General features: G+C 46.1%; 9 protein-coding genes. 6 read left to right on the top strand and 3 right to left on the bottom strand.

Annotated elements, in window-relative coordinates; translation table 11 throughout:
- The first annotated feature begins 241 nt into the window (after positions 1 to 241).
- The 6 genes from DYADSP32_RS07915 (at position 242) to DYADSP32_RS07890 (ending at position 7884) form a co-directional block, all read left to right on the top strand.
- A complete protein-coding gene (locus tag DYADSP32_RS07915; RefSeq protein ID WP_149243232.1) occupies positions 242 to 1396 on the top strand; it encodes a metallophosphoesterase in 1155 nt (384 codons plus the stop codon).
- 824 nt (positions 1397 to 2220) lie between these two features.
- Positions 2221 to 3513, top strand: coding sequence for a T9SS type A sorting domain-containing protein (locus DYADSP32_RS07910; protein WP_414617608.1), 1293 nt, complete (start codon positions 2221 to 2223; stop codon positions 3511 to 3513).
- 732 nt (positions 3514 to 4245) lie between these two features.
- The gene (locus tag DYADSP32_RS07905; RefSeq protein WP_149243234.1) at positions 4246 to 4716 is read left to right on the top strand and encodes a DUF1801 domain-containing protein; all 471 of its coding nucleotides are present in this window, start codon (positions 4246 to 4248) and stop codon (positions 4714 to 4716) included.
- Positions 4717 to 4877: 161 nt separating this feature from the next.
- Positions 4878 to 6254: a M14 family metallopeptidase gene (locus DYADSP32_RS07900; protein WP_149243235.1), complete on the top strand. Its 1377-nt coding sequence runs from the start codon at positions 4878 to 4880 to the stop codon at positions 6252 to 6254.
- Positions 6255 to 6352: 98 nt separating this feature from the next.
- On the top strand, positions 6353 to 6859 hold the full coding sequence (locus DYADSP32_RS07895) for a hypothetical protein (protein ID WP_149243236.1): 507 nt from the start codon (positions 6353 to 6355) through the stop codon (positions 6857 to 6859).
- A gap of 221 nt (positions 6860 to 7080) precedes the next feature.
- Entirely contained in the window at positions 7081 to 7884 is an 804-nt protein-coding gene (locus tag DYADSP32_RS07890; RefSeq protein WP_149243237.1) for a hypothetical protein, read from the top strand.
- Positions 7885 to 7991: 107 nt separating this feature from the next.
- Here DYADSP32_RS07890 and DYADSP32_RS07885 read toward each other — a convergent pair whose 3' ends face one another.
- The 3 genes from DYADSP32_RS07885 to DYADSP32_RS07875 form a co-directional block, all read right to left on the bottom strand.
- Complete coding sequence (locus DYADSP32_RS07885; RefSeq protein WP_149243238.1) at positions 7992 to 8771, bottom strand: hypothetical protein; 780 nt, start codon at positions 8769 to 8771, stop codon at positions 7992 to 7994.
- A gap of 268 nt (positions 8772 to 9039) precedes the next feature.
- Positions 9040 to 10515 (bottom strand): DUF1501 domain-containing protein, encoded by a 1476-nt coding sequence (locus tag DYADSP32_RS07880; RefSeq protein WP_149243239.1) that lies wholly within the window; start codon positions 10513 to 10515, stop codon positions 9040 to 9042.
- Positions 10515 to 13280 carry a PSD1 and planctomycete cytochrome C domain-containing protein gene (locus DYADSP32_RS07875; protein WP_149243240.1) on the bottom strand — a complete coding sequence of 922 codons (2766 nt, stop codon included), beginning with the start codon at positions 13278 to 13280 and terminating at the stop codon, positions 10515 to 10517. Before DYADSP32_RS07875 ends, DYADSP32_RS07880 begins: the two co-directional genes overlap by 1 nt.
- Positions 13281 to 13500 lie beyond the last annotated feature (220 nt).

Genomic DNA, 13500 nt, shown 5'->3' with positions numbered 1-13500 from the left:
AGGCCTTGGGGCTAGGGCACGTTCACACAAACGATTAATATTCTGAAATAGTACGGCAAAAAAAGGGGTGGGGATGTAACTTTGTTGTAAATCATGTACATGACCCGTGTTAAATAGGTTATTTGGAGAAAAATTATGGTCTTTCCAATTTCAATGTTAACGTAAGTTTATTTATCAGGTTAAACTGCTTGCTTGCAGCCATCGGCAGGAACTTTTTCACGGGTTTTCGGCTAATTAATATATGGAAAAAGCAGAAAAGCGAAAAAAGCAGTTAGAGGCTCAAAAGTGTAACACACCTGTTTTTAAGAAGCACCAGCCGGACGATCGTTTTAAATTTCAGCCCTTGCCCAAGCCAACGGGCCGTTATCCTTACCACTTGAATGTACAGGATGTTTTGCCGTCTGTAAACAATGAGCAGATGACATTTCATATTTTGGGGGACACGGGAAGTATGCGAAACCCGGATTTTATCAGGCATGTGGTTGCTGCGATGGAGAGCCAGTACGAGGCTTCGACAGGAAACGAATCAACGCCTCAGTTTTTGTATCATCTGGGTGATGTTGTTTACAATCACGGAGAAGCATCGCAATATCGGAAACAGTTTTTTGAACCTTATCAGCATTATCCCGCTCCGATATTTGCCATTGCGGGCAATCACGACAGCGATGTGAATCCGGAAAGTGAAACCAGGTACAACAGTCTGGATGCGTTTAAGGCAGTATTCTGTGATACGGCCTCCCGCACGGTTCCTTTTAGTGGAAATGCAGAAAGGAAGAGTATGACCCAACCCCATATTTACTGGACGCTGAAAGCGCCGCTTGCCCATATCATCGGGATGCACAGCAATGTGCCAAAATTCGGGATTGTGACGCCCGAGCAACGCAGCTGGCTCGTACAGGAACTGATCACAGCAGACCGCCAGCGACCCGATAAGGCATTGATTCTCTGCATCCACCATTCACCCTATTCGGCGGATATCAATCATGGTGCAAGTATACCGATGATTGATTTGCTTGAAAGTGTATTTGAAGAAACCGGCGTTCGGCCTGATGTTGTTTTTAGTGGGCATGTTCACAATTATCAGCGCTTTACCAAGTCTTACGCGCATGGAAAGCCCGTTTCCTTTATTGTAGCAGGTGCTGGCGGCTATGATGAATTGCATGCGGTGGCAATGAGCGACGATCAGAATTTCACTTCGGAGAAGCTACAGTTTGAAGGTGTGAACCTCGAAAGATATTGTGATGATCAACACGGTTTTTTGAAAATAAAAATCGAAAAGAATAATAAGCAGTTGACATTGAGCGGCAAGTACTATACCATCCCCCATGTAAGCCGTTTCCGGTACGACGCCGAGCCTGAGCCATCCCTGGCCGATGAATTTTGTATTTTTTTGTAAGGTAAAAAACTTTCTTCCCCCCCCCTTGGTTTCAGTAGGCATTGGGTTCGCACTGGCTTGTTCTGAGCCGCGTGCCACAACGGCCTACGCTATTGTTCCTGATCACTCATGCATTTTAATTGAAAAACCTGAGTCCCCGATCTTGTTATATTGGAAGCTGACCCAATTTGAAGGGCTTTTGGATCCAATCGATTGAAGAATGGAAAGGGGGCTTGGCGTTTATGGATGGTATACCGGTGCCGAGAGTTTCTGTGTTTTCTTTCTTCTGGATTGTGTGCCCGAATGAATTGACAAAGCGGGAATGGATGGATTGATATCAAGTGGGGGGAGGGGAATTAACGTCCAAATCTTTGCTTCAAAATGTGGTCGACCAGCATTCATACTCCCGTGATATTTCTATAAGTTCTGCCCGTTTACCTATCAGGAATAAATCCAACCATTGAGTCGCTAGAATTTATTATATTTTAATTTCTACATCTGGTGATAGTAATTATTTGATTATTTATTTATTGATTGTCAGTTGGCTAGGGGGTGATGGTAAGTAATTCGTAGCAAATATTCGATTGTGAAAAAAATATTGTTAATAACCGAATAATTATATTTAATTACCCTTCAATCGATTATTTTTCGACCGTCGTATATGTAACAGCCGTCTATTTTTTAACCTCTATTTTTAATTTATTATGAAAATTCTACGAGTTGGTCTAACTATTTCTATGTTCGTTCTATTATGCACAAAGCAACTGTTCGCTCAATGCAGTTTACTAAGTCCCGGCGTTGAGTTGAACAGTGTGACTACATCAGGCCCCAACTGTGTGGTTAATTTGAATTTAAGATTTACAATTGATAGAAATAATGGAAACAAGTATACTTATGTGCATTTGTGGAAGCAGACACAACATCCCAACATTGGATATGCGAAAGGTCCCGACGCGGGGGAGCTTGGTCCAGTGCTGGCTACCATCGCAATTGAATGGGACGGCGCCAATGTGGCCAGCCTTATGTCTGCATATTCCGCCGATAACTCAGTAACACCATTATTCGCCGGTGTTTCAATTTCTCAGGAGAATACCGGATCCTTGTATACCGTTTCGTTGAGTAGTCTGTCGTTTCCTATTCAAGGTGCTTGTACTGCTATTCCTTCGCTATCCGCGGATGTGTGGGGAACCCAGGCCAATTCAAATAATCCGACTGTACATTGCGTAAATGCAGACCCAATTCCTTTGGTAATTGCCAATCCGCTTGTATCAGGACTAATTAACTGTTCACCTAATGCCGGTCCGAGAACGTATAATTTGGATGTGACTACAACCGATACTGCGCCATTTGATGTAACCTATAAACTATTCCTTGATGACGGTGTCCTAGCGGGCGGTGTAACAACATTTACAAGTGCCGACCAGCTAATCTTTACAAGTGCTGTAATCTCTCTTTCTGCATCAACACCCATTGACATCAATAATGCCTTATATTCTTATGCAGCCAATGAAACGCAAAGGACTGTTTGGGTCGAAGTGTCCGGGCCCACCCTGCCCAATGTGATCATAGCGGAAATCCAAAATATCTGCGATGCGGTATTGCCGGTGAAGCTTGCCAAATTCAAAGGAGATTTACTTGATAACACTGTTTCGTTGTCGTGGGTAACGACAGAAGAGTATGGTAGCGCCAGATTTGAAGTAGAAAGAAGCAGTGATATGAAGGAATTTGTTTCTATTGGAGAAGTATTGGCCGCCGGAAATTCAAGATCCAATCAAAACTACCAGTTTCTTGACTTGGCACCGGTTTCAGGTAATAACTATTATCGTTTAAAGCAACTTGATCATGATGGACGATTTGAATATTCCAGAACCATCTCTGTGGCCAACAGTGAAAAAACCGTTGCATTTGAGTTACTAGGGAATCCCGTTCAGCATGGAGAAATCAGGTTCCTCTTGAAAAACCAGGATCCCACCCAGGTTCAACTCACAAACCTAAAGGGAGAGTCGGTAAAATTTTCATTGGTTAAGGAGGGCAATGTGTATAGGGTAAAACCACAGGCTGAAATAGGTACTGGCCTATATTTGTTGTCGCTCAAAAGCAGACAGGGACACATTACCAAAAAAGTGATGTCATTGTAGAAATCTTACAAACGCACAATAATTGGTACTGAAAAATACTTTGTAGGTTTCAATCGCCAAACGAAGCAGGGAATAATAAAGGGTATTTGCACTGCAGGTACTCTTTATTATTTTTCCTGTGTCCAGAGAACACTACTACCCAAACAACATAACTCTCATTACGATCCTTTTCGCCAGGGTACCCACTTCGTAATAAGACAATAATCCCCCGTATCGGCCAAGTGTCTGGATCATCTTGGGAAACCAGGCCGGAATTAACTCCAGTCCTCATAATCAGGTATCGTGGAGGTATCATCTTTACTTATGCAGAATAAATCGCTCGTGTTGGTCTTTTTTCTATTGATTGTGATTCCAGGTGCTTGTGAAAGTCATTTTCCGGCGGGACCGCTTGTGGTACCAATTGGGTTGAACTAAGAATTATAGACTACCCATATTTTAGAGAAGGAATCCTGATAGATACCAGCATCATCAACCGTTATATCCCATATACTTTAAACGGTGAGCTCATCAAAGAAGATCCCATCGGGCAAGAAAGGGAAAGCGTTGGATTTGAATTTTGTTTTCAGAAAGAGGTAAATGGTTGCCACGACAAAAACCCGTATTTGGAGGCCGTCAAGTACAAAAGCCATTCGATATGCCCAGGCTGTATACCTCAAAGCATGATATGCGACCCGTAACCCGCCTTGATCATGACAACTAGAAAAACAGTATATTTGGGTTGAACACTACCTTATGAAATCACTAGGCAGCACAGTTGAGGATATTTTGTTGAACCTGCCCGATGACAGGCTTGAACCCTTTACTAAACTGCACGAAATCATCGTGAAAAACCTGCCCAATGGATTTGAAGCAGCCATAAGTTATGGCGGCCTGGGTTATGTGGTGCCTCACAAGCTTTATCCTGCTGGTTACCACTGCAAGCCTGAGGAACCATTGCCTTTTGCAGGCATTGCCTCCCAAAAAGCGTCCATTAATTTTTACCACATGGGGATTTATGCTGATCCAAGCTTATTGCAATGGTTTGTAAGCGAATACCCTAAACACAGCAGGCAAAAGCTGGATATGGGCAAGAGTTGTGTTCGATTCACGAAACTGGAAGAGATACCCTATCAACTCATTGCTGAATTGATGAAAAAGATTAGCCCGGAGGAGTGGATTGCTACTTATGAGAAAAATCTTGTGCCGAAACCCAGGAAGAAGTAAAGCCTACTTTTGGTATTAGTAGCGAATTCACAGGCCGGCGAGTATGCTACAAACAGCGCTATTACCAATAAATTTTATAAATTTCGGTTGCGTACCCGTAATTCATTAGGTCAACAAAAAATACCCTGATTTTAGCATTTCATTTCCTAACAACAGCTGTTATGACAAAATCTAAAAAGCAAGTTTTCAACAGGCGCGGGTTTATGGGCCTGGCGGGACTTACAGTATCCTCCATTGCGTTCCCCCTTACACCCCTGAAAGAGGAAACAGACAACGGTTCTGTTCCTATGGCATCCAGCCGAGCTGCCGTCAGTTACCGTACTTTGCGGGAGGGAAATGTTTTTTTTGACGGCGAAAAAGTGGTGGTGACTGCCTACAAAGCCATGCGTTTTTTCAAAAAAGAATTCAGTCATCATTTTAATAAAATGCGCATTTACAGGATGGAATGCCCCGATTTTAAATTTGGTACTGACTACGGCGAGTATTTTCCGGCACTGGATTACAAGCAGGCAGAGCTGATTTTTCATGACAAAATGCAGCCATTGCTCGACAGTAAATTTCATTTTGAGGATAAAACAGTACAGTTGGGCACGACTTACTGCTACTGGATGGCCTCCGCTGAAGGCGAACCGGAGGGGCCGCTGGCGGTCAGAGTGAGAGATCCGGAGGTGTGGTGGAACTATGATAAGGTCCGCAGCAAGGTGGAGTCTCTGGGTAAAAAATATCCCTCCCTCGTCAAGGTGAGTGAGATTGGACTTACAACCCATAAAAGGCCTTATGTGGGGCTGAACGTTGGGAAAGGGAAAAAATGCATTGCCCTGGTGGGCGCTGTGCATGCCGGCGAGGCCGGGCCTGAGATCATTACTTATGTCCTGGAAAAGTTACTTGAGAACCATCAGGATTTGCTTAAAAAGGTGTCTTTGGTCGTGATTCCATCGGCAAATCCCGACATGCGTGACAGGCTCGTACGTGGTAATCCGTGGTATCTGCGACGTAATCCGAACATGGTGGATATTAACCGAAACTTTCCGGCCGACTGGGATAGCGTTGACGCTACGTATGGATATTCAACCGATGATCCCCAGTCAAATACCTACCGGGGAATGTATCCCGGCAGTGAAAATGAAACAACTGCGATCATTGGTTTTATAAAAAAACACAAGCCAAAGCTGCTGTTATCTTATCACTGCCTGGCAAGTATAGCAGGTGAGACGTTTGCCGGTTCCAAAGAGGCGCTGCAGAATCCTGCTTTTATGGAACGCTGTAATACCTATGCGCGTATGTTTTGGGGCGCTATGGATTATCGGGATGCGAAGCAGGAAAAAATCTATTTTATGTGTACCGCCGGAAGTATCCCCACCTGGGGTTACAAAGAACTGGATATGCCTGCATTTGATCTGGAAGCGCCTTTTGACCCGGCTGACCTGGCCCAATGCAAACAGGATCATACCGACCAGGTACTATTGAAAAAGTATCAGGAAAAACATTTGAAGGGGATCGTCGCCCTGCTCAAAGGCATTGATGCCGAGAAAAAATAGTTGAATTTGCGCATCAGTAACTAGGAAGCCTGAATAATGCCAGTCCGTAGCTATGTTTAATTCGTTTGGAATTGAATATCATTTTATCCCTGCCAGCCATGAAACTTAGAAACCTTGCCCTTCTTACTTTAACTTTTGCTTTTTACTCGTGTCATACCAAACAACTGGTTGCTTCGTTTTCCGCTACGCGTCCGAATCAGAATGCTGATTTTTTAATCGTTCGAAATGACACTTCCATGGTCATTCCCGTGGGGGTATATCCTGATCAAAGAGATATTGAACGTTACGTCGTTCGCATGCGACCAGCTATTCAATCCATAGATTCATTAATTCTCAGTGAATTGACCCGCAAGGGTCTTCAGGCGCGTATTGTAGACAAGAAAACCCGTTTTACGCAAGGGGCGAACTATGTGACCTATCAGGATTACTGGGCCTGGGATTTTAAGAAATATATGCACGTGCTCAAAATTTTCTTTTATGATCCGCTCAATGGCGAAAAGATACTGGAAGTTGCCAGTCAGGGCAACAAAATGGGTTTACACGATTACCCCAATCCGAAAAAGCAGGTACAAGGATTAATTGAAAAGGCGTTGAAAATAGACTAGGGAACCTGGTGATGTGCCTGTTTTTTAGCTTTGAACTGCACAAGTCTTGCGACGACACCGGGTTATGGAACTACCAGGCAGTTTGAGAACAGAAGCCAGAGAGTCGGGAGCCGAAGTCATGATAATTAAAAAAACGATTGTTGTCCTTTGGTTTGTCCCAAATTTAGAATTTCTTGCGTCTTGAAGTGACAACCCTCCCGATTTAGTACGATACAATCCTAATGAACAAATACCTTTTTTTTGCAATATGTACCTTTTTGTTAATCTCCACTTTTAGTCTCAATGCGCAGGATCTCATCGTAACGACCCGGGGAGATTCCCTGAATTGTAAGATTACCAAGCAACACGATGGAGTCGTGTATTACAATTTTTTAAAGAACAATGTTGCCATAGCCAGTTCGATCGATATCCACACGGTTGCGGACGTGGTCAAGGGCTACTACGGTACTAACACGATACCCCTGGTGGTCGCAATTCCTGGAAAAAACGATTACAGCAAGTGGCTTTTTGGATTTCATGCAGGATATTCCCTTCGCACAGCCCGGGAGACTTCCGCAATAAGCCAAATACAAAAAGGCTTCTCCGCCGGTGCGGACCTCCACCGATTAATGTCGAAGGCGTCCGGGATCGGACTAAAATATAAGGTACATAAATATGGCGGAGCCAGTGGGATCAACCTTAAAGGGGGCACTTCTACACATTATATCGCAGCATCTCTACTGAAACGCAGCCAGACCGAGGACAAGAAGGCCTACTTTGTATTGGGTGCAAATATTGGCTATCAGATTTATGCCGTAAATCTTGGGTATTACGGTGCCATTAAAGGCAATAATTTAGGTTACGGTCTCGAGGCGGGCTATGAACATAAAATGAGCGGTCATACGTTATTTCATCTCGGGCTTGGACTCAATGCAGGCACGATCAAACAGATTGAAGTTAACGGCGCTGCCCAAAAATTGGATAAAGAGAACTACATAGGCCTCACGCGCTTTGACCTAACGATCGGGCTCAGATTTGGCAAATGAAGTTGCTGGTTTGTTGGCGTTTCTTGCCTAAGCGCAATGGTAAGATCTTTTGGGCGTCCATGACGACGGTAGCCAACAACCGTGAGGTTCGTCCGTCCGGTACCTAATCACTCTTCCAAAATACGCTTCCAGGTAGGTTTTAACTCAGCATAATCATAAATGCTTTCCAGTAAGTGAAAAAGGCGGTGAGCCATGTGCGGGGGATCGTTGGATCTGAGGTATCTGCGTATCCCGTTGAAATACACAATGAGGGTAACTTCATCTGTATCTTTTATATCCAATTGGTCGAACCGGATCTGTCTGAGGTTGCAGGTTTGCAGGCACCAGATCAGCTCCTTGTACAGCGAATCGCTGAGCATACCGTTATAATGACCTTGCTTTCTTCTGGCCCAACCGTGGCGGTCGGACATGGAGGATAAATAGAATGACTTGTTTTTGTCGATCTCAAGGTCGACATTGTGGGCAAACCAGCTCCCCCGCATATGATAAATGAGTTTTTCAAACCGAATGCTTTGATCAATGGTAAATGGCTGTGCGGTGAATTGGAGAATGGGCTTATTGTTAAAAAACTTTGATGATAATACGGAACATGGTCTGAGTTCAAGCGTAGAATCCGTTTTGGAAATAATCGCCAGATCGTAATGCAATTGCCCGTGTCCGGAGTCGCCGTTTCGATCTTCGTGAAAGCATAGTGTATCGTTCAAAATTTGTAGATACACGTTTTTCGATATGCCAGCGGAATTTGTTAGAAAATTGTATCTGTTTTCCCTGGGATCATCGACGATCATCTGCTCGCCGGCTTTGGTCACCCAGGTTCCCAATAATTTGGGCTTTTGTCCGAAGGAGGTTGTTACAAAGCATATGAGGTTGAGGATTATGGTGAGCATGTATTTATTCATTGGGAATTGAGGAGAGCTTGGTGCTGATTTGAGTTAAAAAAATACTTTGTGGTTACCCAATCTCTCAATTGGAGACACTCTCCGGGCTAGTGCTTGGTAAAATCGGTCTTTGACCGCAATTTTTAGAATAAGTATCATTTTAAAATGCCGGACAGGGAGAGATGAAGGTTTGTCGTGCCTGCCGGTCAGGTTACTACGACAAACCCTGATTAGTGATGATCACTGAAGGAGGGCTTCTGCGTTGGTTTTTAATTCTCTAAGCTATAATGGAATGCACGATCTTCCCTTCCGTATCGGTAAGCCGGAAATTTCTTCCCTGGAAGGGATAGGTGAATTTCTCATGGTCAAAGCCCAGTAAATGTAAAATGGTCGCATTGAGGTCGTGGACATGCACGCGGTCTTTGGCTCCATAGTAGCCGAGCTCATCGGTCTCGCCAAATGAAAAGCCTTTTTTGACTCCGCCTCCGGCCATCCACATCGTAAAGGCGTCCAGATGGTGGTCGCGTCCCATAAATGGCATCACCAGGCCATTGCGGTTTTCCTGCATGGGTGTCCGTCCAAACTCTCCTCCCCACACCACCAGCGTTTCTTCCAGTAACCCGCGCATTTTAAGATCCTGTAATAATGCCGCCACGGGACGGTCCGAGGCCCGGCATTTGTTGCGGAGTCCATCACCCACATTGCCGGCAGCGGAGGTACCATGTGCGTCCCATCCCCAGTCGAACAGCTGCACAAAACGTACATCGTTCTCCGCAAGTTTTCGGGCAAGAAGACAATTCATCGCAAAACTTCCCTCACCGGGTTTCACTCCGTACATATCCAGAATGTATTGAGGCTCTTTGGAAACGTCCATTACTTCGGGCACCGAAATCTGCATCCGGAATGCCATTTCGTATTGTTTGATCCGGGTCAATATCTCGTCGTCGCGGACATCTTCATAAGTCAGCCTGTTGATTTCGTTGATCGTCTCAATGGTTTTTTTGCGGATGTCGCGGTTCATGCCATCCGGGTTTCCTACAAACAGTACCGGATCGCCCCCGGTACGGCACTGTACACCCTGATACACCGATGGGAGAAAACCACTGCCGAAGACGCTTTTGCCGGCATCGGGATCTTTTCCGCCGGAAGCCAGCACGATAAAACCGGGTAAGTTCTGATTTTCGGATCCCAGGCCGTAAGTAGCCCAGGCACCAAGGCTCGGCCTGCCCAGCCTGGCACTGCCGGTGTGCAGCAGTAGTTGGGCCGGGGCGTGGTTAAACTGGTCGGTATGCATCGCTTTCAGAAAGGTGATTTCGTCGGCAACCGTTTGTAAATAAGGGATGTAGTCGGACAGCCATGCGCCGGATTGACCATACTGTGAGAATTTGCCCTGTGGCCCGAGCATTTTAGGCACACCCTGAATGAACGCGAACTTTTTGCCTTCCAGAAATTCCGCAGGACAATCCTTCCCGTGGTATTTTTCAAGTTCGGGTTTGTAGTCGAATAGCTCGAGCTGAGAGGGCGCACCGGCCATGTGGATGTAAATGACCCGCTTGGCTTTTGGCGCAAATTGGGGGATCAGTTTTCGAGACCCTGTATCGCTGATGCCTGCCTCCTTGCCCGGGCCATCACAGGAGGTGAGCAGGGAGCCCAGTCCAAGTGCCCCGAGACCGAACCCGCACGACTGAAGAAAGTGTCGGCGGGTTTGGTATTGGAGGTCGGTATGCTGTAATTCTTTAAGCAGCTTTTCCATTATTCTTTTGTCAAAACATTGTCCAGATTCAGCAAAACATTCGTCGAAACAGTCAGTGCAGCCAGTTCGGGCGACTGGTCGGTACAGTTGAATAGGATTTTCTTTACTTCTGCCGGTTTACTTTTGTAGGTTTTTAATGCGTCCTGATAAATCGCCAGTAAAAGTGCCAGCTGTTTTTTCTCAACGGGTTTAAACGACAGGAGCCGGTAACCTTCCGCAAGTTGTTGCCGCGGACTGCCAGCCCGCTTCTTTAGTTTAATTGCGAGGTTTTCAGCTGCTTCCAGAAATACCGGATCGTTCAATGTGTTCAATGCCTGCAATGGTGTGTTGGTCCGGATGCGGCGCGACTGGCAGAATTCCCGGGTAGGGCTGTCGAAGGTCATCATGGAAGGGTAGGGGGACGTCCTTTTCCAGTAGGTATACAAAGCGCGGCGGTATTTGTCTTCACCTTCACTCATCACCCATGTGTCTCCATTGTAGGGTGTTTGCCAGATACCGTCCGGCTGAGGTGGCATAACACTTTTGCCATACATTTTGTGAGAAAGCAAACCTGCAGCAGCCAGTGCCTGATCCCGGATCTGTTCGGCGCTCAGCCTGATACGTGGTGCATGTGACAGCCAGGTGTTGCCCGGGTCGATCTGTTTTGTACGTTCCGTTACGCCGGAGCTCTGACGATAAGTAGCCGACATAACCATTCGTTTCAGCAGTGCTTTCACGCTCCATTTGTCTTTTTCCATAAACTCCACGGCCAGCCAGTCGAGCAGCTCCTTGTGTGAAGGTTCGCTGCCCTGGGACCCGAAATCCTCTACGGTTTCCACAATACCTTTGCCAAAAAGCTGTTCCCAGAAACGGTTCACGATGACCCTGGCGGTGAGCGGATTGTCGCGGTGCACCATCCATCTGGCCAGTCCGAGCCTGTTTTGGGGGAATTCTCTCGGGACGGGGGGAAGCATTTTGGGGACGCCTGGTTTTACTTCCGCACCTTTTACCAGCCAGTTGCCTCTCACAAATACATTGGTTTTTCGCTGAAGATCGCCTTCGCCTTCCCACATTACCGGTGTTTCTTCCACACGTCGGCCCAGCAGCTGCAGATACTGGGTTGCCATCTGCGACTGATCAGGATCGTCGGCTCCCGGCAGGTTTTTCTGAAAGGCAATCCATTTGACCCTTACCCATTCATCCGGGTTTTTAGGGCTGTTCAGTTGAAAATACAAATTTTTCTTACCTGCCACATTCGGGATATTCGCTACGATAATGGTGTCTCTGTCCGATCTGGGCACCGCGAAGCGGGTTATGAAATCCTTACTCAGTGTGTCCTCCGTGATCGTTAATGTCGCGTTTTCAGCCTTGGTGCTGTATTGCATCAGTATTTGGTTCTTGCCTGTCAGTGTCACACCTGCAAGATTGGCGGTTCCATTTTCTTTGATGCCCAGGTACTTGCTATCGAGAAGCGTCGAGTTGCGTATGATTTGAAAGTCGTGCGAATTGATCTTCGGTTCGGTCACCCGCAGAAACCGCTCAACTTCCATAGCCTGGTTTTTATCTTTTAACGAAACCCAATCAACGATTTTTCGCAGTTGTAGCGAATCCTCGTTTTTATAGAATCGCAAGGTCGGCGTTTCGCTCTGTACATCCTCGTCGCGGGTGTTGTTGAAATAGGCCATGTATTTGTAATACTCGTCATGCGAAATGGGATCATACGGATGGCTGTGACATTGAATGCAGGCAAAGGTGGTACCCTGCCAAACCTCCCAGGTTGTGCCGACCCTGTCAAACTGGGCAGCGACCCGGAATTCCTCGTCCACCGTACCGCCCTCGTCGTTGTTCATGGTGTTGCGATGAAAGCCTGTGGCCGTAAGTTGCTCCTCACTTGGAAAACCGTTTTTATCATGAAGCAGATCACCGGCAAGTTGTTCAATGGTGAACTGGTCGAAGGTTTTATCCTTGTTGAAAGATTTGATCACATAATCACGGTAGCGCCAGATTCGTCTTGCTCCATCTCGTTCGTAGCCTTTGGTATCTGCATAACGCGCCAGGTCCATCCACATGGCCGCCCACTTTTCGCCATACGCGTTCGATTGCAAGAGATTGTCGACCACCTTTTCGTAGGCATCCGGCGAACCGTCTTTCTGAAATGCCACAACCTGTTGTTCGGTGGGTGGCAGACCGGTAAGGTCCAGCGAAACCCGGCGAAGCAATGTGGCGCGGTCGGCCTCTTCGGAAGGAGCCAGGTCGTGTTCTTTTAGTTTTTTCAGTACAAATGGATCGATCTCGTTACGGATCCACTTTGAATCCTTGTCGTTAATCAGTCCAAAGAGGTTCCAGACACCGTTGAATGACGGTATTTCCGGACGTTCGATCTTTTTGTATGACCAGTGCTTTTCCCATTTGGCACCCTGATCAATCCATTTTTTTAATATACCTATTTCCTCCTTACTCAGTGGAGGCGCATTTTTTGGCATTTTCTCCTCCGGATCGCCTGAGAGGATGCGGCGAATCATTTCGCTGGCATCGGCGTCACCGCGTACAACCGGTGTTTTTCCGGATTTACCCGGTTCCAGCATTTCATGTTCAAAAAGGAAGCTCACATCACCTGCTTTTTTAACCCCACCATGACAGCCCATGCAGTTTTTGTTCAGGATGGGTTTTACGTCGGCGTTGTAGTCGATCTCCCGTGCGCCCAGCGTAGGCCCGTCGATCAGCAGCGACGCAAGGGCTGCGACGAGCAATAAGGCGGTGATGCTTATAAAAATTCTTAATGTCATTCTAAAGGATTATCGAATAAGAAGTGAAGAAAACCCTGATTCTCACCGTGTATTTTAATTTTTCGCATGAAGAAAAAATGAATGCTTCTGTAAAGGTTGTGAATTGCTATGGAGATGGGGTTTGGAACCATGATCCTCCGAGTCGCCTATAGACGTTATCATTCGGAATGGCTCTGGGCAAATGCACCTTAAGTTGATTCATTCATCCCTTATTTATTAA

It is taken from the genome of Dyadobacter sp. 32, assembly GCF_902506755.1.
In the GTDB taxonomy this organism is placed as follows: Bacteria; Bacteroidota; Bacteroidia; order Cytophagales; family Spirosomataceae; genus Dyadobacter.
Note: the sequence above shows the minus strand (reverse complement) of the source record. Positions and strands in the feature narration are given on the sequence as shown.